This window comes from Ramlibacter tataouinensis TTB310 (assembly GCF_000215705.1).
Taxonomy (GTDB): Bacteria; Pseudomonadota; Gammaproteobacteria; order Burkholderiales; family Burkholderiaceae_C; genus Ramlibacter; species Ramlibacter tataouinensis.
Window position 1 is genome coordinate 966104 of sequence record NC_015677.1, and the last position, 22160, is coordinate 988263.

Below are 22160 nucleotides of genomic sequence, written 5' to 3' on the forward strand. Positions count from 1 at the left end.
CCATGGAGACCAAGTGGCTGGAAGACTTCGTGAGCCTGGCCGAGACGCGCAGCTTCAGCCGCTCGGCGCAGCTGCGCCACGTCACCCAGCCCGCCTTCTCCCGCCGCATCCAGGCGCTGGAAGCCTGGGCCGGCACCGACCTGGTGGACCGCAGCTCCTACCCCACGCGGCTGACGCCGGCCGGCCAGACCCTGTATGCCCAGTCGCTGGAGATGCTGCAGGCGCTGCAGAGCACGCGGGCCATGCTGCGCGGGCACTCGGCGGCCGGGCAGGACGTGATCGAGTTCGCGGTGCCGCACACCCTGGCCTTCACCTTCTTCCCGGCCTGGGTGTCCAGCCTGCGCGAGAAGTTCGGCCCCATCAAGAGCCGGCTGATCGCGCTGAACGTGCACGACGCGGTGATGCGCCTGGTCGAGGGCGGCTGCGACCTGCTGATCGCCTACCACCATGCCTCGCAGCCGTTCCAGCTGGACGCCGACCGCTACGAGATGGTGGACCTGGGCGAGGAGATGCTGGCCCCGTACTGCAAGCCCGACGCGCGCGGCGAGCCGCTGTTCAGGCTGCCGGGGCGTCCCGGCCAGCCGCTGCCCTACCTGGGCTACGCGCCGGGCGCCTACCTGGGTCGCGTGACCGAGCTCATCCTCAAGCAGTCGGGCACCGCCATCCACCTGGACCGCGTGTACGAGACCGACATGGCCGAAGGCCTGAAGGTGATGGCGGTGGAGGGGCATGGCCTGGCCTTCCTGCCGCACAGCGCCGTGAAGAAGGAGCTGCGGGCCCGGCGCCTGGTCGCCGCCGCCCCGGCCGACCTCGGCCTGGAGATGCCCATGGACGTGCGCGCCTACCGCGAGAAGCCGCAGGGGCGCGAGGCGCCCAAGGGCACGGCGCAGGCGCTGTGGGCCTTCCTGGCGGGCCAGGTGCCTCATAAATAATTTGCATAACGGCGCCCGCAAACGGCATTGGCTTGCTGCTGGGCCGCCATCTACAGTTCGCGCCACCTCAAGAACACATCGCCCATGTCCAGCCCGTACCGCGTCGAACGAGATTTCCTAGGCGAGAAACAGATACCGGCGCAGGCCTACTGGGGGGTCCACACGGCGCGGGCGATCGAGAACTTCCCCATCAGCGGCACGCCGGTGTCGGCCATGCCGGACCTCATCCGCGCCTTCGGCCATGTCAAGAAGGCCGCCGCCCGGGCCAACCTGCAGCTGGGCGCGCTGGACGACAAGCGCGCCCGGGCCATCATGTTCGCCTGCGAACGGCTGGTCGCGGGCGAGTACCACGATCAGTTCGTGGTCGACGTGATCCAGGGCGGCGCCGGCACCTCGACCAACATGAACGCCAACGAGGTGATCGCCAATCTGGCGCTGGAGAAGCTGGGTTTCGAGAAGGGCCGCTACGACGTGCTGCACCCCAACGACCACGTCAACGCCTCGCAGAGCACCAACGACGTCTACCCCACGGCCGTGCGGCTGTCCCTGTGGACCGGCATCGACCGGCTGCTCGCCTCCATGGCGCGGCTGCGCGCCGGCTTCGAGGCCAAGGCCGAGGAATTCAAGGGCGTGCTCAAGATCGGCCGCACCCAGCTGCAGGACGCCGTGCCCATGACGCTGGGGCAGGAGTTCTCCACCTACGCGGTGATGCTGGAGGAGGACGAGGCCCGGCTGCGCGAGGCGCGCGCCCTGATCCAGGAGATCAACCTGGGCGCCACGGCCATCGGCACCGGCATCAACGCGCCGGCCGGCTACGCCGACCTGGCCTGCCAGGAGCTGGCGGGGATCAGCGGCATCCCGGTGGTCAAGTCCAAGAACCTGGTGGAGGCGACCCAGGACACCGGCGCCTTCGTGCAGCTGTCGGGCGTGCTCAAGCGGGTGGCCACCAAGCTGTCGAAAACGTGCAACGACCTGCGGCTGCTGTCCAGCGGCCCGCAGGCCGGCTTCGGCGACATCAAGCTGCCGGCGCGCCAGGCCGGCTCGTCCATCATGCCGGGCAAGGTCAACCCGGTGATCCCCGAGGTGATGAACCAGGTGGCCTTCGAGGTCATCGGCAACGACGTGACCGTGACCCTGGCCTCCGAGGCCGGCCAGCTGCAGCTCAACGCCTTCGAGCCCATCATGGGCTGGAGCCTGTTCAAGAGCATCAAGCACCTGTCCAACGCCTGCCTGACGCTGCACGACCACTGCGTGACCGGCATCGAGGCCAACCACGACCTGCTGGCGCGGCGCGTGCGCGAGTCGGTGACGCTGGTCACGGCCCTCAATCCCATCATCGGCTACGAGAAGGCCGCCATGATCGCCAAGACCGCCATCGCCACGGGAGCGCCCATCGACGAGGTGGCGCAGGCGCTGGGCATCCTGACGCGCGAGCAGATGGAGGCGCTGCTGGTGCCCGAAAAGCTGACGGAGCCCTTGCGGCTGGCGAATTGAGGCGCGCGGCAGGCACAAAGCCTGCTTAGGGTTTGCTTGAGGGTAATCCCGCAAGGCCGAGTCCCTAGAATTTGGCCATCCCAGCTTCACCACAGGAGATCTCCATGAAAAAGCATTTGTTGGCCCTCGCCATCGCGGCCGTCGCCGGTGGCGCCTCCGCCCAGGCGAACGACACCGTGGCCAAGGCCAAGGCGTCGGGCGTCGTCACCATGGGCGTGCGCGACTCGTCGGGCGCCCTGTCCTACACCCTGGGCGACGGCAAGTACGCCGGCTACCACGTGGAGATCTGCCAGCGCGTGATCGCCAACCTGGAGAAGGCCGCCGGCCGCAAGCTGGAAGTCAAGTACCAGCCCGTGACCTCGCAGAACCGCATCCCGCTGGTGCAGAACGGCACCGTGGACATCGAGTGCGGCTCCACCACCAACAACGCCACGCGCCAGAAGGACGTGGCCTTCCTGCCCACCACCTTCGTCGAGGAGGTGCGCATCGCCGTCAAGGCCAACTCGGGCATCAACTCCATCGCCCAGCTGGCCGGCAAGAACGTGGCCACCACCACCGGCACCACCTCCGTGCAGCACCTGCGCAAGCACGAGCGCGGCGCGGGCATCCAGTTCAACGAGATCTACGGCAAGGACCACGCCGAGAGCTTCCTGCTGCTGGAGTCGGGCCGCGCCGACGCCTTCGTGATGGACGGCGCCATCCTGGCCGGCAACATCGCCACTTCCAAGAACCCGGCCGACTTCAAGCTGGTGGGCGAGGTGCTCTCCGTCGAGCCCATCGCCATCATGGTCCGCAAGGACGATGCCGCGCTCAAGAAGATCGGCGACGACACCGTCCGCGAGCTGGCCAAGTCGGGCGAGCTGGCCAAGCTGTGGGACAAGTGGTTCCAGCAGCCCATCCCGCCGAAGAACACCAAGGTGGGCTACGCCGTCAGCGAGAGCACCAAGGCGGCCTGGGCCAACCCGAACGACAAGCCGATGGAAGAGTACGCCAAGAAGTAAGCGGCGCCGCAGCGACCAACGGATCCCCGCCCGGCATGGCCCGGCGGGGATTCTTTTGAACAAGCAGAGAGACATCATCCCGCACGGGAGACGCAATGACCTGGGACTGGACGGTATTCCTCAACGACGACGGGAGCGGGCGCACCTACCTCCAGTGGATGTTCGAGGCCTGGCGCTGGACGCTGGCCGTGGCGGGCGCTTCCTGGGTGATCGCGGTCCTGACCGGCGCCCTGGTCGGCACGGTGCGCACCCTGCCCAACAGCCCCTGGGTGGTGCGCATCGCCAACGCCTGGGTGGAGCTGTTCCGCAACATCCCCATCCTGGTCCAGCTGTTCATCTGGTACTTCGTCGTGCCCCGGGTGTTCCCGTTCTTCCAGCAGGTGCCGGGCTTCCTGCTGGTGGTGTTCGCGCTGGGCTTCTTCACCTCGGCGCGCATCGCCGAGCAGGTGCGCGCCGGCATCCAGGCGCTGCCGCGCGGCCAGCGCTACGCCGGCCTGGCCATGGGCTTCACCACGGCCCAGACCTACCGCTACGTCATCCTGCCGATGGCCTTCCGCATCATCCTGCCGCCCCTGACCAGCGAGTCCATGAACCTGCTGAAGAACTCGTCGGTGGCGTTCGCCGTGTCCATCGCCGAGCTCACCATGTTCGCCATGCAGGCGCAGGAGGAGACCTCGCGCGGCATCGAGATCTACCTGGCCGTCACGGCGCTGTACGCCGTGTCCGCCTTCGCCGTCAACCGCGTGTTCGCCTTCATCGAGCGGCGCGTGCAGATCCCCGGCTTCATCGTGGCCGGCGGCACGGGAGGCCACTGATGGGCGGCCTGGACCTGACGTTCCTGAACTGGGAACTGATCCGCAACTTCGTGCTCAAGGGCTTCTGGTTCAGCGTCCAGCTGACCATCATCGCCACCCTGGGCGGCATCGTCTTCGGCACCGTGCTGGCGCTGATGCGCCTGTCGGGCAAGAAGGTCCTGATGCTGCCGGCCACCATCTACGTCAACGGCATGCGCTCCATCCCTCTGGTGATGGTGATCCTGTGGTTCTTCCTGCTGGTGCCGGTGATCATCGGCCGGCCGGTGGGGGCGGAGTATTCGGCCATCATCACCTTCGTCGCCTTCGAGGCGGCGTACTTCAGCGAGATCATGCGCGCCGGCATCCAGTCCATCCCGCGCGGGCAGGTGTACGCCGGCCAGGCGCTGGGCATGACCTACGGGCAGAACATGCGGCTGGTGGTGCTGCCCCAGGCCTTCCGCAACATGCTGCCGGTGCTGCTGACCCAGACCATCATCCTGTTCCAGGACACCTCGCTGGTCTACGCCATCGGCGCCTACGACCTGCTCAAGGGCTTTTCCACGGCCGGCAAGATCTACGGCCGGCCCGAGGAGGCCTACCTGCTGGCCGCCGTGGTCTATTTCGTCGTCTGCTACAGCCTGTCCTACCTGGTCAAGCGCCTGCAGGCGCGCATCGCCATCATCCGCTGAACGCGAGGCAAGTCATGATCGAGATCAACAACGTTTCCAAGTGGTACGGGCCGGTTCAGGTGCTGACCGACTGCTCGGTGCAGATCAGCAAGGGCGACGTGGTGGTCGTGTGCGGCCCCTCCGGCTCGGGCAAGTCCACGCTGATCAAGGCCGTCAACGGCCTGGAGCCGATCCAGAAGGGCACGATCACGGTGGACGGCGTGCCGGTCAACGACCCCCGGACCAACCTGCCCAAGCTGCGCAGCCGGGTGGGCATGGTGTTCCAGCACTTCGAGCTGTTCCCGCACCTGTCGGTGACCGAGAACCTGACCATCGCCCAGATCAAGGTGCTGGGCCGCAGCCAGGACGAGGCCCAGGCCCGCGGCCTGAAGATGCTGGACCGCGTGGGCCTGATGGCGCACAAGGACAAGTTCCCCGGCCAACTCTCGGGCGGGCAGCAGCAGCGGGTGGCCATCGCCCGCGCCCTGTCCATGGACCCCATCGTCATGCTGTTCGACGAGCCGACCTCGGCGCTGGACCCGGAGATGGTGGGCGAGGTGCTGGACGTGATGGTCAAGCTGGCGGGCGAGGGCATGACCATGATGGTGGTCACGCACGAGATGGGCTTCGCCCGCAAGGTCGCCAACCGGGTGATCTTCATCGACGTGGGCGGCCGCATCCTGGAGGACTGCGGCAAGGAGGAGTTCTTCGGCCACCCCGAGAACCGGCAGGCGCGGACCAAGGACTTCCTCAACAAGATCTTGAGTCACTGAAGAAAACGCTGCGCGTTTTTTCAGTGGTTTTTCCTGATCAGATGAAAGAGGCCGGGCAAGCCCGGCCTCTTTCATGAGGTGGTCGTCCTGCGCGCTGCTGCGGCCGACCGACGCCCCTGCGGGGTTTGGGACAATGCGCCCATGACGCAGCAGCTCACCCTCACCCGTCCCGACGACTGGCACCTGCACGTGCGTGACGGCGCGGCCATGGCGGCCGTGGTGCCGCACACGGCGGCGCAGTTCGCGCGGGCCGTCATCATGCCCAACCTGCGCCCGCCGGTGACCACCGCGGCGCAGGCGGCCGCGTACCGCGAACGCATCCTCGCCGTGGTGCCGCAGGGCCTGGACTTCCAGCCGCTGATGACGCTGTACCTCACCGACAACCTGCCGCCCGACGAGATCCGCCGCGCGCGAGAGGCCGGCGTGGTGGCGCTCAAGCTCTACCCGGCCGGCGCCACCACCAACAGCGACGCCGGCGTGACCGACATCCGCAAGACGTACCGCACGCTGGAGGCCATGCAGCGCGAAGGCCTGCCGCTGCTGGTGCACGGCGAGGTCACCTCGCCCGAGGTCGACCTGTTCGACCGCGAGGCGGTGTTCATCGACCAGCAGCTCATCCCGCTGCGCCGCGACTTCCCCGGCCTGAAGATCGTGATGGAGCACATCACCACCCGCGAGGCCGCGCAGTACGTCGGCGAGGCCGATGCGCTGACGGCGGCCACCATCACCGCCCACCACCTGCTGTACAACCGCAACGCCATCTTCACCGGCGGCATCCGGCCGCACTACTACTGCCTGCCGGTGCTCAAGCGCGAGACCCACCGCCTGGCGCTGGTGCAGGCCGCCACCTCCGGCAGTCCGCGGTTCTTCCTGGGCACGGACAGCGCGCCGCACCCGGCGCACCTGAAGGAGCACGCCACCGGCTGCGCCGGCTGCTACACGGCGCATGCGGCGATCGAGCTGTACGCCGAGGCTTTCGACGCCGCCGGCGCGCTGGACAGGCTGGAGGGCTTCGCCAGCTTCCACGGCGCGGACTTCTACGGCCTGCCGCGCAACGCCGGCCGGCTCACCCTGCGCCGCCAGGCCTGGACCGCGCCGGCCAGCTACCCCTTCGGCGAGGCCGAGCTCAAGCCGCTGCGCGGCGGCGAAGCGCTGGCGTGGCAGGTGGCGGCATGACCGGCAAGCCCCGCGTCGCGCTCCTGATCGATGCCGATAATTCGCCGGCGTCCAAGATCGGGCTGATCCTCAACGAGCTCTCGACCCAGGGCGAGACCAACATCCGGCGCGCCTACGGCAACTGGAAGAAGACCGAGCTCAAGGGCTGGGAGGAGCAGCTGCACGAGCACGCGATCCGGCCGATGCAGCAGTTCGACTACAGCAAGGGCAAGAACGCGAGCGACATGGCGATGGTGATCGACGCGCTGGACCTGCTCTACACCGACCGGCCGGATGCGTTCGGCATCGTGTCGTCCGACTCCGACTTCACGCCGCTGGTGATGCACCTGCGCGCCAAGGGCGCCGCCGTCTACGGCTTCGGCGCGCGCAAGACGCCCGAGCCCTTCGTCAACGCCTGCTCGCGCTTCCTGTTCCTGGACGACCTGCGCGCCGCCAGCGGCAGCGACGAGGGTGACGCGGCCGACGCCGACCGGGGCCCGCGCCTGCGCATGCCGCCGGCCGAGCTGCGGCAGGACCGTAAGCTGGTGGCGCTGCTGCGCAACGCGGTGCAGTCGGCCGCCGATGACGACGGTTGGGCCTACGTGAACGACGTGCGCCAGCAGATCGGCAACCAGGCCTCGTTCGACCAGCGCAACTACGGCTACTCCACGCTGACCAAGCTGCTGGCGGCGATCGACCTGTTCGACTTCGCGGACGAAGGCACCTCCAACGTATCGGTGCGCGAGAAGCGCGACAAGCCGCCCGGGGGGGCGCGGCGCAAGTGACCGCAGGGGTCGATTGGGCGCAGCCCTGGTTCGTGCCCTGGGCGGGCCCCGGCCGCCTGGCGGAGGCGGCCCTGGCCGCTGGGCGATCGACGGCCGAGGCGCTCGCCGCGGCCGGGCCCGCGCCGGTGCGCTTCGTCCCGCAGGAGGCGCTGCCCGCGGGCACGCCGTACGAGCGCTTCGTGCACGAGACCGGCTGCTGCCCGGTGCGCCCCGGCCTGCACGACTTCTTCAACGGGATCGTCTGGCTGGGCCTGCCGCGCACCAAGCGGCGGCTGAACCAGCTCCAGGCGCAGCAGATCGCGGCGCACGGCGTGGGCGGCGCCCGCGGGCCGGTACGCGACGCCATCACCGTGCTGGACGAGAACGGCGCGCTGCTGCAGGCCCCGCCGCCGCTGTGGGACGCGCTGCTGGCGCGCGACTGGCGGCGCCTGTTCGTCGAGCTGCGGCCGCGCTGGGCACAGGCGCGGCTGCTGGTGGTGGGCCACGCGCTGCTGGAAAAGCTGGCGGCGCCGCGCAAGGACCTCACGGCCCATGTCTGGCGCGAGCCCTGCCCGGCGGCGGAGCCGGCGCAGGCCGACGCCTGGCTGGCCGGGCGCTGCACCGCGCAGGCGCTGGCGGCCAAGCCGTTCACGCCGCTGCCGGTGCTGGGCGTGCCGGGCTGGTGGGCGCCCAACGAGAACTTTTCCTTCTACGACGACTCCCTTGTCTTCCGGCCGCGCCGGGGTCCCTGATGCGCAGGAATGCCCGTACGGCCGGTCGGTCTTGGCTTGATTTCGCCCGGCTCGGCCTTATCTTTCGCGCCGGGTGGCCGTCATCCCCACCCTCGGAGCTTCCAACGTGAAACGCATTCTTCTGTTCGTCGCGACCAACCTGGCCGTGGTGGTGGTGCTGGGCATCGTCGCCAGCCTGCTGGGCGTCAACCGCTACCTCACCGCCAACGGCCTGAACCTGGGCGCCCTGCTGGGCTTCGCGCTCATCATGGGCTTCGGCGGCGCCATCATCTCGCTGCTGATCTCCAAGCCCGTGGCCAAGTGGAGCTCCGGCGTGCAGGTGATCGACGGCAGCGAGGGCCCGGACGAGCGCTGGATCGTCGAGACCGTGCGCCGCTTCGCCGACAAGGCCGGCATCGGCATGCCCGAGGTCGGCATCTTCCCGGGCGAGCCCAATGCCTTCGCCACCGGCGCCTTCAAGAACAGCGCGCTGGTCGCGGTGTCCACCGGCCTGCTGCAGGGCATGACGCGCGACGAGGTGGAAGCCGTGATCGGCCACGAGGTCGCCCACATCGCCAACGGCGACATGGTCACCATGACGCTGATCCAGGGCGTGATGAACACCTTCGTCGTGTTCCTCTCGCGGGTGGTCGGCTACCTGGTGGACAGCTGGCTCAGCCGCGGCGAGCAGCGCTCGGGCCCCGGCATCGGCTACTTCGTGACCACCATCGTGCTGGACATCCTGCTGGGCTTCCTGGCGGCCATCATCGTGGCCTGGTTCTCGCGCCAGCGCGAGTTCCGCGCCGACCGCGGCGCCGCCCAGCTGATGGGCCGCAAGCAGCCCATGATCAACGCCCTGGCGCGCCTGGGCGGCATGGTGCCGGGCGACCTGCCCAAGGGGCTGCAGACCGCCGGCATCACCTCGGGCGTGGGCAAGCTGTTCTCCACCCACCCGCCGATCGAGGAGCGCATCGCGGCGCTGCAGGGCACCTGAGGCGCCCGCCCCCCGGTCGGTCAGACCGGCGGCTGACTAAGCCGAAGAACGCCCGGCCCGCGCGCCGGGCGTTTGCTTGTGCGGACGCCACAGCTGCTGCGCGGCGGCGACGGCGGCCACCAGCGGCAGCACCAGCTCCAGCACCTCTTCCCAGCCCTGCACCAGCACCGCGGCCGACAAGGACAGGGGCAGGCCGAAGTCCTCCGCCAGCACGCTGGCCGTGCGGTCCAGCAGCTTGGACAGCACCAGCGTCGCCAGGAAGGCCACCGTGGCCGCCGCGGCCGGTTCACCCTGCCGCCAGCGCCGCCACAGCGTCCGGCCGTGCCGCCACACCAGGTAGAGCAGGGCGGCCGCGAACGCGGCCAGCACCGCCAGGGACAGGGCATGGGCCGCCGTGAACGGCCCCTTGAGGTACCAGGACACGCGCAGCACGCTGGTGCCGGTGAGGTCCTTGTGCAGGTCCAGCTCGCGCGCGGCGAACAGCAGCGACACCAGGGCCAGCGCCAGCGCCGTGGCGCGGCCGCCGGGCCGCAGCACGGCCAGCGCCAGGAGCACCAGCACCGCCGCGCCCCAGGCCCAGACGGTCAGGTTCTCCAGCAGCTGGCCTTCCTCGAGCAGCAGCGCCAGCCGCGGCGCCGGCAGCGCCAGCCAGGCGGCGATGGCCGCCAGCATGCCCAGGGCCGGCAGCAGCCAGATCGGGTTCTTGTGTCGCATGGTCTTCTCCTCAGGGCCGCCCCGGCGGCGGCGCGCTCAGTGTGCCAGCAGGCCGCGGGCCACCGCCTCGCCCACCTTGATGCCGTCCACGCCGGCCGACAGGATGCCGCCGGCGTAGCTGGCGCCTTCGCCGGCGGGGTACAGGCCGCGCACGTTCAGGCTCTGGAAATCCTCGCCCCGGGTGATCTTCACCGGCGAGGAGGTGCGGGTCTCCACGCCGGTCAGCACCGCGTCGTGCCGGTCGAAGCCGCGGATCTTGCGGCCGAAGGCCGGCAGCGCCTCGCGCAGCGCCTCGATGGCGTAGGGCGGCAGCGCCTGGTGCAGGTCACCCAGCTTCACGCCCGGCTTGTACGAGGGCTCGACCTCGCCCAGCTGCGTGGACGGACGGCCGGCGATGAAGTCGCCCACCAGCTGGCCCGGCGCCTCGTAGGTGCCGCCGCCCAGCACGAAGGCGCGCGACTCCAGCTCGCGCTGCAGCGCGATGCCGGCCAGCGGGCCGCCCGGGAAGTCGCGCGGATCGATCGCCACCACCATGCCGGCGTTGGCATTGCGCTCGTTGCGCGAGTACTGGCTCATGCCGTTGGTCACCACCCGGTTCGGCTCGGAGGTGGCGGCCACCACGGTGCCGCCCGGGCACATGCAGAAGCTGTAGACGGCCCGGCCGTTGCTCGCGTGGTGCACCAGCTTGTAGTCGGCCGCGCCCAGCAGCGGGTGGCCGGCGTGCCGGCCCCAGCGGGCGCGGTCGATCAGGCCTTGCGGGTGCTCGATGCGAAAGCCGATGGAGAAGGGCTTGGCCTCCAGGTGCACGCCGCGCTGGTGCAGCACCGCGAAGGTGTCGCGCGAGCTGTGGCCCAGGGCCAGCACCACGTGGGAGGCAGCCAGCTCGCCGGTGGCGCCGGTGGCCTGGTCCAGCACCGTCAGGCCGCGCAGGTGCCGGCCGTCCGGCCCGTCCTCGATGTGGAAGTCGGTCACGCGCTGCTGGAAGCGCACCTCGCCGCCCAGGGCGATGATCTGCTCGCGCATGTTCTCCACCACCTTCACCAGCTTGAAGGTGCCGATGTGCGGATGGGCCGCCACCAGGATCTCCCCGGGCGCGCCGGCCTTGACGAACTCGCCCATGACCTTGCGGCCGAGGTGGCGCGGGTCGCGGATCTGGCTCCACAGCTTGCCGTCGGAGAAGGTGCCGGCGCCGCCCTCGCCGAACTGCACGTTGCTCTCGGGCTGCAGCTCGCGCCGGCGCCACAGGCCCCAGGTGTCCTGGGTGCGCTGGCGCACCGTCCTGCCGCGCTCCAGGACGATGGGCCGCAGGCCCATCTGGGCCAGCACCAGGGCGGCGAAGATGCCGCAGGGGCCGAAGCCGATGACCACCGGCCGCACGGCGGGCGGGGTCTGCGCCAGGACCGGCGGGCGCCAGGCCATGTCGGGCGCGGGCATCACATGGGGGTGGCCGGCCAGGCGGGCCAGCACCGCGGCCTCCTGCGACGCATCGGCCAGCGCCACGTCCACGATGTACACGGCCGTGAGGTCGGCCTTGCGCGCGTCGAAGCTGCGCTTGAAGATGTCGACGCGCGCCACGGCGGCGTCGGGCAGCTGCAGGGCGGCCAGGACGGCGGTGCGCAGCGGCGCTTCGGGCTGCTCGGCCTGGGCGAGCGGGAGCTTGAGTTCGGAGATGCGGATCATGGAGTCTCGGGCTTGGGTCTATCAAGCAGGCGAGGGCGCCGATAATACCGGCGTGAAGCCCGCCAGACCGCCGCTGGTGCAAGTGCCGAAAGGCCGCACTGGAGGAACGTCCGGACTGCACAGGGCAGCGTAGCAGGCAACACCTGTCCACCGCGAGGTGAGGATCAGAGCAACAGAGACGAGTCGCCTCGGGGCCGCAAGGTTCCGGGGCGGGTGAAACGGGCAATCTCTACGCGCAGCAATACCAAGTAGGCCAGCGTCGACCTGTGTCCCGGGGAGCTGGCGGGTAGGTAGCACCGAGCCGGTGGGGCGACCCCCGGCCCAGAGGAATGGCGGTCACGCCGCGCTCCGGCAACGGGGCGCGGCGCACAGAATCCGGCGTACCGGCGGACTTCACACTTTTTCCGGCTGGCGGCTAGGCCGCCAGCCCCAGCGCCTCGATGCGCTGCACGTGCGCCAGCAGCGAGCGCCGGGCCACGGGCCACAGCCGCGGCGGCGTGTCGTCATATGCCAGCGGCACCCAGGCGTCGGCGCCGCCGCCGGGGCGGGCCTTCATGGCGGCCAGCACCTTGGCCTCGCGCTGCAGCCGGTGCGCCTTGAGCCGGGCGATGGCGCCCGGCGCGTCGCCCAGCACGTGGCCGTGCGCCGGGAGGATGAAGCCCAGGCCATGCTCCGTGCAGGCCACGGCCAGGCGGTCCAGCGAATCGAGGTAGGCGCTCATGTCGCCGTCCGGCGGGTCGACCACGGTGGTGCTGCCGTTGAGGATGTGGTCGCCGGAGAACAGCAGCCCATCCTCCAGCAGCGCCAGGCACAGGTGGTTGGCGGCATGGCCGGGGGTGTGGATCACCATCAGGTGGTGCTCGCGCCCGCCGCCGGCCAGCACCAGCTGCTCCCCGTCGGCCAGCGCCCGGTCGGGCGTGAAGCTGCTGCCGGGGCGCGCCGTGGGCAGCGAGGACAGGCCCAGGATGGCCGGCCGGCCGGCGCAGCGCGCCTGCAGCGGGCGCGCCGCCGGCGAGTGGTCGGCGTGGGAGTGCGTGCACACGATCAGGCGCACGTCGCCGCCGGTGGCCTGCAGCAGCCGCTCGACGTGGGCCGGGTCGTCGGGGCCGGGGTCGACCACCAGGTAGCCGGTATCGCGGTCGCCCACCAGGTAGCTGTTGGTGCCCGGGCCGGTCATCGTCCCGCCGTTGGGCGCCGTGAGCCGCATCAGGTGCCGCAACAGCGCCACCGGCCGCTCGGACTGCCAGTCCAGCGGGTGCAGGATCTGGCCGTCGGGGCAGACCAGGGCCAGCTCGCCGTAGGGCGGCTCGTGCTCCATGTAGCGCGCCTCGGCGCCGGCCAGCAGGCCGGCGCGCGGGCAGCTGGTCCACAGCGGCCGCTCGGACGCGCAGGCGTCCAGCACCTCCCGCACGGTGGCGAACCGCTGCAGCCGCTCCAGCGTGCGGATGGTCGGGAAGATCATGAAGAAGCCGCCGGCCCGGTGCCGCTCCAGCGCGTCGGCCGGCCGCACCCACACCGGCTCGAACTGCTCGGCTTCGTCGGCCACGGGCTGCTGGCCTTCGGGCATGCGCGCGACCAGGAAGGGCACGTCGAAGCGCCGCGGCAGGTCGCGGTCGGTGACCCAGTGGGCCAGCACGAACACCTGGTCGGCGGCCAGCAGCAGGCCGCGCGCGGCGCACTGGGCGGCCAGCGGCCGGCGCCGGTCCAGCGCGGCGATGTCGGACGCATCGGCCGGCCGGCCGTCGGCATGGCGCGCCAGCAGCACGCCCAGCTCCTCGAAGCTCTCGCGGATGGCGGCGATGGCCTGGGTGAGGTGCAGCTCGCCCTGCGTGCTGCGCCGTGCGGCGATGCCGTGGGCCTGGGCATCGGCGGCGTCGATGCCGCCGCCCGGGAAGACATTGGCGCCGGGCGCGAAGCTGGCGGTGGGCGAGCGCCGCGTCATCAGGATCTCCACCCCGCGCGGCGTGTCACGCAGCAGCAGGACGGTGGCGGCGGGGCGGGTGGCTACGGGTTCTCGCTGGGGATGCAGCAGCTGGCTGGCTCGTACCATGCAGTCATTACATCATGGAGACACCGCGATGACCCTGGCCTTCCACCCCCGGCGCCGCCTGCTGGCGGCCGCCGCGTCCCTGCTGCTGGCCGGCGGGGCCGTCGCCCAGCAAGGCGTCCCTACCGCCGCCGGCGACTGGCCGCGCCGCCAGCCCATCAGGCTGGTGGCGGTGTTCCCGCCCGGCGGCTCGGTCGACCAGGTGGCGCGCATCCTGGCGCAGCCGCTGTCGCAGCAGCTGGGCCAGAGCGTGGTGGTGGAGAACCGCGGCGGCGCCTCGGGCAGCATAGGCACGGCGCAGGTCGCGTCCGCCGCCCCCGACGGCTACACCTTCGCCGTGGTGTTCGACACGCATGCGGTCAACCCCAGCCTGATCCCCAACCTGCCGTTCGACACCCGGCGCGACCTGGTGCCGCTGGTGCTGGTGGGCACCTCGGCCATGGTGCTGGCCACCCATGCCGGCTCGGAGTACAAGACCTTCGCCGACGTGGTGGCCGCCGCCAAGGCCAAGAAGAACGTGACCTACGGCTCCATCGGTTCCGGCAGCCTGGGCCACCTGGCGATGGCGCTGCTGGGCCGCAACGGCGGCCTGGAATGGACCCACGTGCCCTACAAGGGCGGCGGCCCGCTGATGCAGGACGCGGTGGCCGGCCACGTGCCGCTGTCCATCGGCTCGGTGTTCGTGACCAAGCCGCACATCGACAGCAAGCGCCTGCGCCCGCTGGCGGTGACCACCAGCAAGCGGGTGGCCGAGCTGCCCGAGGTGCCCACGGTGGCCGAGAGCGGCTATCCCGGCTTCGACGCGCCGGCCTGGTGGGCGCTGCTGGCCCCTGCCAAGACGCCGCCGGAGATCGTGCAGCGCATGAACGAGGAGCTGAACAAGGCGCTGAAGAACCCCGACGTGGCGGCCCGCCTGGCCGGCCAGGGCATCAGCGTGATCGGCGGCACGCCCGAGACGGCGCGAACCTTCATCGACAGACAGGTCGGGACCTGGTCCCAGGTGGTCAGGGACAACGGCATCAAGGCCGACTGAGCCGGTCGCCAGCTAGTGTTCCTCGGGCGTCACCCCCAGCGCCACCAGGAACCGCGCCACCATGTTGTAGGTGGCAATGGCCGCGGTGATCTCCACGATCTCGGTGGTGGAAAAACGCCGGCGCAGCTGCTCGAACAGCGCCTCGTCCACCTGCACGCGCTGCGTCATCTGCGCGGCGTAGCGCGCGACCAGCGCCTCGTCGGCGCCCAGGCCGGGCGGCGGCGGGGCCTCGGGCGCCCGGCAGAACGCGCCCAGCGCGTCCAGTTCGGCCTGGGTGCCGCCGGCGGCCAGGAAATCGGGCGCGTGGTGCTGGTACTCGTAGTGCGCGCCGGTCAGCAGGGCGACGGTACAGATGCCCAGCTCGCGCAGCTTGCGGCTGGTGGGCAGGCCGGTGCGCACGTTCTTCAGGTACACGTTCCAGCCGCGCGCCAGCGGCTCGCTCCACAGCAGCGCCCGGTCGAGGTTGATCAGCTGCCCGCCGCGGCGCGCCAGGATGGCGTCCACCAGGTCCTGCGGCTGGGGATGGGCTTCGGGGGTCCAGTCAGGGATGCGCATGGGCTTGCTTTCGCCGGGTCCGGCGACGGCCGGACGGTGGCCTGAGCTTACCCGTGCCGGATAATCGCGCCCCATGCGGATCCGCTTCACCAAGATGCAGGGCGCGGGCAACGATTTCGTGGTGCTCGACGAGACCCGCGCGCCGCTGGCGCTGACCCCGGCGCAGTACCGGTGGCTGGCCGACCGGCACTTCGGCATCGGCGCCGACCAGATCCTGTCGGTGCGGCCCTCGCCGGCGCCGGGCATCGACTTCGCCTACGCCATCCACAACGCCGACGGCGGCGAGGTCGAGCACTGCGGCAACGGCGCGCGCTGCTTCGTGCGCTTCGTGCGCGAGCGCGGGCTGACCGACAAGGCCACGGTCAAGGTGCAGACCGTCAACCAGGTGCTGGAGCTGCGCATGCTGCCGGACGGCCGCGTCACGGTGGACATGGGCGCGCCGGTGTTCGACCTGCCGGCCGTGCCCTTCGACGCCGCCGGCCTGCGGCCCGAGCCCGTGGGCGCGTGGCAGGCCTGGCCGCTCACCCTGCCCGGGGCCGGCGACCGCGCCGCGGTGCGCGTGGCGGTGCTGTCCATGGGCAACCCGCACGCCGTGGCCGAGGTGGAGGACGTGGACACGGCCTCCGTGGCCACCCTGGGCCCGCTGATCGAAGGCCACGCGCGCTTCCCGCGGCGCGTCAACGCCGGCTTCATGCAGGTGCTCTCGCGCGGGGCCATCCGCCTGCGCGTCTGGGAGCGCGGCGCCGGCGAGACCCTGGCCTGCGGCACCGGCGCCTGCGCGGCCGTCGTGGCCGGCATCCGGCTGGGCCGGCTGGACCGCCGGGTGGACGTGCACACCCGCGGCGGCGTGCTCACCATCGAGTGGGCGGGCGAGGGCCAGCCTGTCCTGATGACCGGCCCGGCCACCACCGTGTTCGAAGGCGAGATCGACGTACCCGAATGAGCAGCCCCATGAACCCCATCACCGAAGACGACATCGCCAACTACCTGGCGAACAACCCCGCCTTCTTCCAGCGCCATGCCCAGCTGCTGGCCAGCGTGCAGCTGACCAGCCCGCACGGCAATCGGGCGGTCAGCCTGCAGGAGCGCCAGGCCGAGATGCTGCGCGAGAAGATCAAGGCCCTGGAGCACCGGGTCATGGACATGGTGCGCCACGGCAACGAGAACATGGTCATCGCCGACCGGCTGCAGCGCTGGGCGCGCCAGCTGCTGCTGGCGCGCTCCTCGCAGGACCTGCCGGCCACCATCGCCGCCGAGATCCGCAGCCAGTTCATGGTGCCCCAGGTGGCCATCAAGGTCTGGGACGTGGACAGCCGCTACCGCGGCGACCCCTTCGCCGAAGGCGTGAGCCAGGATGCGCGCACCTTCGCCTCGTCGCTCACCCAGCCTTACTGCGGCGTCAACTCCGGCTTCGAGGCGGTGGGCTGGCTGGACGACACGGCCATGGCCATGTCGGTGGCGCTGCTGCCGCTGCGCGCCGGGCCCATCGCCGAGCCGGCGCCGGCCTTCGGCATGCTGGTGCTGGCCTCGCCCGACCCGCAGCGCTTCGCCAGCGGCATGGGCACGGATTTCCTGGAGCGCATCGCCGAGCTGGCCAGCGCGGCGCTGTCGCGGCTGCGGCAAGAGTAGCGGCGCATGGACACGGATGCCGGACTGGTCGAGCGCTACCTCGAGCACGTCCGCGTCGGAAAGCGCCTGGCCGACCGCACCGTCACCCTGTACGCGCTGGACCTGGAGAAGTTGCAGGCCCGGGCCCGCGAAGCGGGCGTGGCGCTCACCCAGGTGCAGAGCCACCACGTGCGCCGCTGGGTCGCGCAGATGCACGGCGCCGGGCGCAGCGGCCGCGGCATCGCGCTGATCCTGTCGGGCTGGCGCGGGTTCTATGCCTGGCTCGGCCGCGAGGGCCGCATCGCCAGCAATCCCGTGGTGGACGTGCGCGCGCCCCGGTCGCCCAAGCCGCTGCCCAAGGCGCTGAGCGTGGACGACTCGGTGCAGCTGGCCGAGTTCGAGGACGGCGAGGCCGATCCCTGGCTGGAGGCCCGCGATGCCGCCGCGGTCGAGCTGCTGTACGGCTGCGGGCTGCGGGTGGGCGAGCTGGTGGGCCTGGACGTGACGGCCAGCGCGGCCGCCCGCGGCTGGGTCGACCTGCAGGCCGGCGAGGCCCACGTGCTGGGCAAGGGCGGCAAACGGCGCAGCGTGCCGGTGGGCGGCAAGGCACTGGAGGCCCTGCGGCACTGGCTGGCGCTGCGCGACACCGCCGGCGCCTGGCCGCAGCAGGCCGCGCTGTTCGTCGGCCGGCACGGTACCCGCCTGTCCTCGGCCGCCCTGTGGCAGCGCCTGCGCCGGCGCAGCCTGCGCGCCGGTTTGGCAACGCCGGTGCATCCGCACATGCTGCGCCACTCTTTCGCCAGCCACCTGCTGCAGTCCAGCGGCGACCTGCGCGCCGTGCAGGAACTGCTGGGCCATGCCAGCATCGCCACCACCCAGGTCTATACCCGGCTCGACTTCCAGCACCTGGCACAGGCCTACGACGCGGCACACCCTCGCGCCAAGCGCAAGGGCTGACCGCTTCGGTATTGTCAAGCTCATCAGCCTATGCCAGCATACCCCCGCCAAATTCCTGGCCGCCTTCACTAGAGAACTTGCATGAACCACCGAATCGTCAACGGCATCTTTGCTTTTTTGCTGCTGTTGGTTTCCGCATCCGCATCTGCCGCGACCGATCCGCAGGTCGTCTATGAACGGGTGAAGACTGCGGCAGCGACGAGTGACATGTCGACGTACTTTAAGTACTCCACCGCCAAAGCCAAGGCGGATTTCGAGAAGTCGTACACCCCGGCGCAGCGGGCGAGCATCTTCAAGAACATGGGCGTCTTTTTCCCCACCACCTATTCCATCCTCAGCAGGAAAGAAGACAAGAACCAGATCGAGTGGAACGTGGAGGGTGTGTTTGCAAACAATGAAAAGGCCAAGGGCACGATGAAATTCATCTGGGAAGATGGCGATTGGAAGTTCGATCGCATGGCTTTCCGATCGAAGTAAGGACGTCCTGTCCAAACCATGCCCGGGCACCCCGGGCATACCCGCAAAGGCCCGGCAAATGCAGCGGGCCTTTTGCTTTTGCGGTCAGCCGGCCGGGCAGCGCTGCACGGACAATCGGCGCCCATGAAAACCATCCGTCTGAAGGAGGGCAAGGAGCGTTCGCTGCTGCGGCGCCATCCCTGGGTGTTCGATTCGGCCATCGCCAAGGGCGGCGGCGACGCCGGCGAGACGGTGCGCATCGAGGCGCACGACGGCCGGTTCCTGGCTTGGGCGGCCTTCAGCCCGGCCTCCAGGATCCGCGCGCGGGCCTGGAGCTTCGACGAGCGCCAGCGCATCGATGCGGCCTTCTTCGGCACGCTGGTGACGCAGGCGGTGCGGGCCCGGGCCCGCTTCGGCATCGACAGCGACGGCATGCGGCTGGTGCACGGCGAGTCCGACGGGCTGCCCGGGCTGATCGTGGACCGCTACGGCGACACCCTGGCGGCCCAGTTCCTGGCGGCCGGCGCCGAGCGCTGGAAGGCCGTGCTGGCCGACGCGCTGCTGGCCGAGACCGGCCTGGCGCGGCTGTACGAGCGTTCCGACACCAGCGCCCGCTCGCTGGAAGGGCTGGCGCTGGCCACCGGCTGGCTGCGTGGCGAGGGCGCGACGGAGCTGACGATCCGCGAGCACGGCTGGCGGCTGACCCTGGACGTGGCCACCGGCCACAAGACCGGCTTCTACCTGGACCAGCGCGACAGCCGCCACAAGTTCAGCCAGTACGTCCGCCGGCTGGGCTCACAGCGGGTGCTCAACTGCTACTGCTACACCGGCGGCTTCACCGTGGCCGCGCTGGCCGGCGGGGCGGGGCAGGTCGTTTCCATCGACTCTTCGGCGCCGGCGCTGGAGCGCGCCCGGGCCCATGTCGCGCTCAATGGTTTCGAAGCCGGACGCGCCGAATTCCTGGATGCCGACGTCAACGCCAGCCTGCGCCGCTTCATCGCCGAAGGCCGGCGCTTCGACGCCATCGTGCTGGACCCGCCCAAGCTGGCCCCCACGGCCGCGCACGCCGAGCGGGCGGCGCGCGCCTACAAGGACATCAACCGGCTGGCGCTGCAGCTGCTGGAGCCCGGCGGCGTGCTGTTCACCTACTCGTGCTCGGGCGGCATCAGCGCCGACCTGTTCCACAAGATCGTGGCCTCGGCTGGCATCGACGCGGGTGTCGACGGCTACGTGGCCGAGCGGCTGGGCGGCGCGCCCGACCACCCCATGACCCTGGTGTTCCCGGAGGGCGAGTACCTCAAGGGTCTGGTGGTGATGCGCAAGCCCTGAGCCGCCGGGTGGGCTGTCGCATCGCGTCCACACCGGTGTGAATTGCCCGCTACACTCGCCGCCTTTCGTTTTCTCCGACCTGCACACCGGGAGCGCGACCATGAGCCTCATCCCCGCCACCATCCTCACCGGCTTCCTCGGCTCGGGCAAGACCACGCTGCTCAAGCGCGTGCTCAGCGAGGCGCACGGCCAGAAGATCGCCGTCATCGAGAACGAGTTCGGCGAGGAGAACATCGATTCGGACATCCTGGTCAGCGAGACCAACGAGCAGATCGTGCAGATGAGCAACGGCTGCATCTGCTGCACCATCCGCGAGGACCTGCGTTCCACGCTGCAGCTGCTGGCGGCCAAGCGCCGCAAGGGCCTGCTGGACTTCGAGCGCGTGGTGATCGAGACCACCGGCCTGGCCGACCCGGGCCCGGTGGCGCAGACCTTCTTCATGGACGACGAGATCGCCGAAACCTACCTGCTCGATTCCATCCTGACCCTGGTGGATGCCAAGCACGCGCCCAGGCAGCTGGACGAGCGCCAGGAGGCACGGCGCCAGGTGGGTTTCGCCGACCAGATCTTCGTCAGCAAGACCGACCTGGTGGCCGGCGACGAGGCCCAGGCGCTGATGCACCGCCTGCGGCACATGAACCCGCGCGCGCCGCAGAAGGCGGTGCACTTCGGGGAGGTGGCGGTCAGCGAGGTGTTCGACCTGCGAGGCTTCAACCTCAACGCCAAGCTGGACATCGACCCGGACTTCCTCAAGGAGGACGGCCACGACCACCAGCACCAGGGTCACGACCACGACCACGAGCACGGGGAGCATTGCGACCACCCGCACCACCACCATCACGACGACGACGTCAAGAGCTTCGTCTTCAGGTCCGACCGGCCCTTCGATCCGGCCAAGCTGGAGGACTTCCTGGGCGCGGTCGTCAACATCTACGGCCCGCGGATGCTGCGTTACAAGGGCGTGCTGAACATGAAGGGCACGGACCGCAAGGTGATCTTCCAGGGCGTGCACCAGCTGATGGGCAGCGACCTGGGGCCGGCCTGGGCCGAGGGCGAGGCGCGCACCAGCAAGATGGTGTTCATCGGCATCGACCTGCCCCGGGACATCTTCATGCAGGGCCTGCAGCAATGCCTGTCCTGAGCCCGCCGCTGCCGCCCGCCCGAAAAACAGGGCCGGGACGCGTGGGAAACGGCTGGGTTTGAGTTAGGCTAGCGCGTTTTTCCCAGGCGGCGAGGGGCCATGATCGTTTCGATTCTTCAGATGATGGGGTTCCCCCTGGGAGGGGGTGTTTCCGCACCCGTGGAGCACGGCAATCGGGGTATAACTCGCACCGATGAAGGCCCGAGCAAAGCCAATAAGAACAGATCGGACGCAGCTGCGCGGCCAGAGCATGCCGCCGCAGCCGGGAGGAGACAGGACGTGAAACCGCAACCCAAGCCGCCTGCCAAGGCCAAGACGGGCGTCAAGGCGCCTGCGGGCAAGGCGGCGAAAGCCGCCGCCGCCAAGCCGCTGGCCAAGGCGCCCGCCAAGAAGGCCGCGGCCAAGGCAGGCAAGCCGGCCGCCAAGCCCGCGGCGAAATCCTCCGCCCCCGCCGCCAAGAAGGCCGCGCCCGCCGCCAAGACCGGCGCCGCCAAGCCCGCCGCCAAGGCCAGCGTCAAGGCCGCCCCCGTTCCCGCCAAGCCGGCCGCGCCCGCCAAAGCCGTGCCGGCCCGCTCCCATCCCCCCGCCGCCGCCAAGGCCCCCGCCAAGGCGAGCACCCCGTCCACCCCCGTAGCTGCGGCCCCGGCCCAGCCCGCGCCCGCCCGTGCCATGCCGCCGCGTCCCGACGCGGCCACCGTGGCCGCCAGCCCGGCGCGTTCGGCCAAGCCTTCGGCGCGACTGGCGCAGATCACGGTGCCCTCGATGGCCCAGTCCGTCGCGTCCACCGCGGCCAAGGCCAGCTACACGCAAACCCCCACACCTCCCGTGCTGACACCTCCTCCCCTCGTCGCGGTCAAGAAAGACCCCAAGCTCGCCAACAACTGGAAGAGCAAGCCCGCCGAACAGCTGAGCGACGCCGAAGTGCTGGCCATGCCGGACTCGGAGTACATGAACGACAAGCAGATGGCGTTCTTCCGGCTCAAGCTGGTGCAGCTCAAGCAGGACATCCTGAACAACGCCGGCGAGACCACCGAGCACCTGCGCGAGGACACCGTGATCGTGCCCGACCCGGCCGACCGCGCCACCATCGAGGAGGAGCACGCGCTGGAGCTGCGCACGCGCGACCGCGAGCGCAAGCTGCTCAAGAAGATCGAGCAGTCGATCGCCCGCATCGATGCCGGCGACTACGGCTACTGCGACGAGACCGGCGAGCCGATCGGCGTGGGCCGCTTGCTGGCGCGCCCCACCGCCACGCTGTCGCTGGAGGCGCAGCAGCGCCGCGAGCTCAAGCAGAAGATGTTCGGCGACTGACGCCGCCGGCCTTGCGCGTACCG

The 22160-nt window shown here is 70.5% G+C and carries 22 protein-coding genes and 1 other RNA gene; 19 read left to right on the forward strand and 4 right to left on the reverse strand.

Going from position 1 to position 22160, the window contains the following annotated elements:
• The first annotated feature begins 2 nt into the window (after positions 1-2).
• The 10 genes from RTA_RS04790 (at position 3) to htpX (ending at position 9306) form a co-directional block, all read left to right on the forward strand.
• Positions 3-932: a LysR substrate-binding domain-containing protein gene (locus RTA_RS04790; protein WP_013900253.1), complete on the forward strand. Its 930-nt coding sequence runs from the start codon at positions 3-5 to the stop codon at positions 930-932.
• A gap of 84 nt (positions 933-1016) precedes the next feature.
• A complete protein-coding gene (locus RTA_RS04795; protein ID WP_013900254.1) occupies positions 1017-2426 on the forward strand; it encodes an aspartate ammonia-lyase in 1410 nt (469 codons plus the stop codon).
• 104 nt (positions 2427-2530) lie between these two features.
• On the forward strand, positions 2531-3427 hold the full coding sequence (locus tag RTA_RS04800; RefSeq protein WP_013900255.1) for an amino acid ABC transporter substrate-binding protein: 897 nt from the start codon (positions 2531-2533) through the stop codon (positions 3425-3427).
• Positions 3428-3522: 95 nt separating this feature from the next.
• Positions 3523-4242: an amino acid ABC transporter permease gene (locus RTA_RS04805; protein ID WP_013900256.1), complete on the forward strand. Its 720-nt coding sequence runs from the start codon at positions 3523-3525 to the stop codon at positions 4240-4242.
• Complete coding sequence (locus tag RTA_RS04810; protein WP_013900257.1) at positions 4242-4910, forward strand: amino acid ABC transporter permease; 669 nt, start codon at positions 4242-4244, stop codon at positions 4908-4910. The genes RTA_RS04805 and RTA_RS04810 overlap by 1 nt, the downstream gene beginning before the upstream one ends.
• 14 nt (positions 4911-4924) lie before the next feature.
• Positions 4925-5662, forward strand: coding sequence for an amino acid ABC transporter ATP-binding protein (locus RTA_RS04815; protein WP_013900258.1), 738 nt, complete (start codon positions 4925-4927; stop codon positions 5660-5662).
• A gap of 141 nt (positions 5663-5803) precedes the next feature.
• Positions 5804-6838, forward strand: coding sequence for a dihydroorotase (pyrC, locus tag RTA_RS04820; protein WP_013900259.1), 1035 nt, complete (start codon positions 5804-5806; stop codon positions 6836-6838).
• Positions 6835-7602, forward strand: coding sequence for an NYN domain-containing protein (locus tag RTA_RS04825; protein WP_013900260.1), 768 nt, complete (start codon positions 6835-6837; stop codon positions 7600-7602). The genes pyrC and RTA_RS04825 overlap by 4 nt, the downstream gene beginning before the upstream one ends.
• Positions 7599-8333: a DUF3025 domain-containing protein gene (locus tag RTA_RS04830; protein ID WP_013900261.1), complete on the forward strand. Its 735-nt coding sequence runs from the start codon at positions 7599-7601 to the stop codon at positions 8331-8333. Before RTA_RS04825 ends, RTA_RS04830 begins: the two co-directional genes overlap by 4 nt.
• Positions 8334-8439: 106 nt before the next feature.
• The gene (gene htpX / locus RTA_RS04835) at positions 8440-9306 is read left to right on the forward strand and encodes a protease HtpX (RefSeq protein WP_013900262.1); all 867 of its coding nucleotides are present in this window, start codon (positions 8440-8442) and stop codon (positions 9304-9306) included.
• A 36-nt stretch (positions 9307-9342) separates the two neighbouring features.
• On the opposite strand, the gene RTA_RS04840 is transcribed toward htpX, so the two are convergent.
• The gene (locus tag RTA_RS04840; RefSeq protein WP_013900263.1) at positions 9343-10020 is read right to left on the reverse strand and encodes a hypothetical protein; all 678 of its coding nucleotides are present in this window, start codon (positions 10018-10020) and stop codon (positions 9343-9345) included.
• A gap of 36 nt (positions 10021-10056) precedes the next feature.
• Positions 10057-11700 (reverse strand): NAD(P)/FAD-dependent oxidoreductase, encoded by a 1644-nt coding sequence (locus RTA_RS04845; RefSeq protein ID WP_013900264.1) that lies wholly within the window; start codon positions 11698-11700, stop codon positions 10057-10059.
• A gap of 54 nt (positions 11701-11754) precedes the next feature.
• On the opposite strand from RTA_RS04845, the gene rnpB reads away from it, so the two are divergent.
• Positions 11755-12099: RNase P RNA component class A (rnpB, locus tag RTA_RS19970), an RNA gene on the forward strand.
• A 16-nt stretch (positions 12100-12115) separates the two neighbouring features.
• Here rnpB and RTA_RS04850 read toward each other — a convergent pair.
• On the reverse strand, positions 12116-13750 hold the full coding sequence (locus RTA_RS04850; RefSeq protein ID WP_041675054.1) for an MBL fold metallo-hydrolase: 1635 nt from the start codon (positions 13748-13750) through the stop codon (positions 12116-12118).
• 28 nt (positions 13751-13778) lie between these two features.
• Between RTA_RS04850 and RTA_RS04855 the strand changes: the two genes are divergently transcribed.
• Positions 13779-14780, forward strand: a complete 1002-nt coding sequence (locus tag RTA_RS04855) for a tripartite tricarboxylate transporter substrate binding protein (protein WP_013900266.1) — start codon at positions 13779-13781, stop codon at positions 14778-14780.
• 12 nt (positions 14781-14792) lie between these two features.
• Here the strand turns inward: RTA_RS04855 and RTA_RS04860 are convergent, their stop codons facing one another.
• Complete coding sequence (locus tag RTA_RS04860) at positions 14793-15335, reverse strand: carboxymuconolactone decarboxylase family protein (protein WP_013900267.1); 543 nt, start codon at positions 15333-15335, stop codon at positions 14793-14795.
• A 73-nt stretch (positions 15336-15408) separates the two neighbouring features.
• On the opposite strand from RTA_RS04860, the gene dapF reads away from it, so the two are divergent.
• The 7 genes from dapF (at position 15409) to dksA (ending at position 22137) form a co-directional block, all read left to right on the forward strand.
• A complete protein-coding gene (gene dapF, locus RTA_RS04865) occupies positions 15409-16278 on the forward strand; it encodes a diaminopimelate epimerase (RefSeq protein ID WP_013900268.1) in 870 nt (289 codons plus the stop codon).
• The gene (locus RTA_RS04870) at positions 16275-16964 is read left to right on the forward strand and encodes a DUF484 family protein (RefSeq protein WP_013900269.1); all 690 of its coding nucleotides are present in this window, start codon (positions 16275-16277) and stop codon (positions 16962-16964) included. Before dapF ends, RTA_RS04870 begins: the two co-directional genes overlap by 4 nt.
• A gap of 6 nt (positions 16965-16970) precedes the next feature.
• The gene (locus RTA_RS04875; RefSeq protein WP_013900270.1) at positions 16971-17900 is read left to right on the forward strand and encodes a tyrosine recombinase XerC; all 930 of its coding nucleotides are present in this window, start codon (positions 16971-16973) and stop codon (positions 17898-17900) included.
• Positions 17901-17981: 81 nt separating this feature from the next.
• Positions 17982-18377, forward strand: a complete 396-nt coding sequence (locus tag RTA_RS04880) for a hypothetical protein (protein ID WP_013900271.1) — start codon at positions 17982-17984, stop codon at positions 18375-18377.
• Between the two features lie 123 nt (positions 18378-18500).
• Positions 18501-19685, forward strand: coding sequence for a class I SAM-dependent rRNA methyltransferase (locus RTA_RS04885; protein ID WP_013900272.1), 1185 nt, complete (start codon positions 18501-18503; stop codon positions 19683-19685).
• Between the two features lie 100 nt (positions 19686-19785).
• Positions 19786-20826: a CobW family GTP-binding protein gene (locus RTA_RS04890; protein WP_013900273.1), complete on the forward strand. Its 1041-nt coding sequence runs from the start codon at positions 19786-19788 to the stop codon at positions 20824-20826.
• Positions 20827-21105: 279 nt separating this feature from the next.
• A complete protein-coding gene (dksA, locus tag RTA_RS21190) occupies positions 21106-22137 on the forward strand; it encodes an RNA polymerase-binding protein DksA (protein WP_013900274.1) in 1032 nt (343 codons plus the stop codon).
• Positions 22138-22160: the final 23 nt, after the last annotated feature.

What these genes read in the sequence shown, in the direction of transcription:
- RTA_RS04790 (WP_013900253.1), top strand. Translation starts at nt 3, where the DNA reads ATGGAGACCAAGTGGCTGGAAGACTTCGTGAGCCTGGCCGAGACGCGC.
- RTA_RS04795 (WP_013900254.1), top strand. Translation starts at nt 1,017, where the DNA reads ATGTCCAGCCCGTACCGCGTCGAACGAGATTTCCTAGGCGAGAAACAG.
- RTA_RS04800 (WP_013900255.1), top strand. Translation starts at nt 2,531, where the DNA reads ATGAAAAAGCATTTGTTGGCCCTCGCCATCGCGGCCGTCGCCGGTGGC.
- RTA_RS04805 (WP_013900256.1), top strand. Translation starts at nt 3,523, where the DNA reads ATGACCTGGGACTGGACGGTATTCCTCAACGACGACGGGAGCGGGCGC.
- RTA_RS04810 (WP_013900257.1), top strand. Translation starts at nt 4,242, where the DNA reads ATGGGCGGCCTGGACCTGACGTTCCTGAACTGGGAACTGATCCGCAAC.
- RTA_RS04815 (WP_013900258.1), top strand. Translation starts at nt 4,925, where the DNA reads ATGATCGAGATCAACAACGTTTCCAAGTGGTACGGGCCGGTTCAGGTG.
- pyrC (WP_013900259.1), top strand. Translation starts at nt 5,804, where the DNA reads ATGACGCAGCAGCTCACCCTCACCCGTCCCGACGACTGGCACCTGCAC.
- RTA_RS04825 (WP_013900260.1), top strand. Translation starts at nt 6,835, where the DNA reads ATGACCGGCAAGCCCCGCGTCGCGCTCCTGATCGATGCCGATAATTCG.
- RTA_RS04840 (WP_013900263.1), bottom strand. Translation starts at nt 10,020, where the DNA reads ATGCGACACAAGAACCCGATCTGGCTGCTGCCGGCCCTGGGCATGCTG.
- RTA_RS04845 (WP_013900264.1), bottom strand. Translation starts at nt 11,700, where the DNA reads ATGATCCGCATCTCCGAACTCAAGCTCCCGCTCGCCCAGGCCGAGCAG.
- RTA_RS04850 (WP_041675054.1), bottom strand. Translation starts at nt 13,750, where the DNA reads ATGGTACGAGCCAGCCAGCTGCTGCATCCCCAGCGAGAACCCGTAGCC.
- RTA_RS04855 (WP_013900266.1), top strand. Translation starts at nt 13,779, where the DNA reads ATGACCCTGGCCTTCCACCCCCGGCGCCGCCTGCTGGCGGCCGCCGCG.
- RTA_RS04860 (WP_013900267.1), bottom strand. Translation starts at nt 15,335, where the DNA reads ATGCGCATCCCTGACTGGACCCCCGAAGCCCATCCCCAGCCGCAGGAC.
- dapF (WP_013900268.1), top strand. Translation starts at nt 15,409, where the DNA reads ATGCGGATCCGCTTCACCAAGATGCAGGGCGCGGGCAACGATTTCGTG.
- RTA_RS04870 (WP_013900269.1), top strand. Translation starts at nt 16,275, where the DNA reads ATGAGCAGCCCCATGAACCCCATCACCGAAGACGACATCGCCAACTAC.
- RTA_RS04875 (WP_013900270.1), top strand. Translation starts at nt 16,971, where the DNA reads ATGGACACGGATGCCGGACTGGTCGAGCGCTACCTCGAGCACGTCCGC.
- RTA_RS04880 (WP_013900271.1), top strand. Translation starts at nt 17,982, where the DNA reads ATGAACCACCGAATCGTCAACGGCATCTTTGCTTTTTTGCTGCTGTTG.
- RTA_RS04885 (WP_013900272.1), top strand. Translation starts at nt 18,501, where the DNA reads ATGAAAACCATCCGTCTGAAGGAGGGCAAGGAGCGTTCGCTGCTGCGG.
- RTA_RS04890 (WP_013900273.1), top strand. Translation starts at nt 19,786, where the DNA reads ATGAGCCTCATCCCCGCCACCATCCTCACCGGCTTCCTCGGCTCGGGC.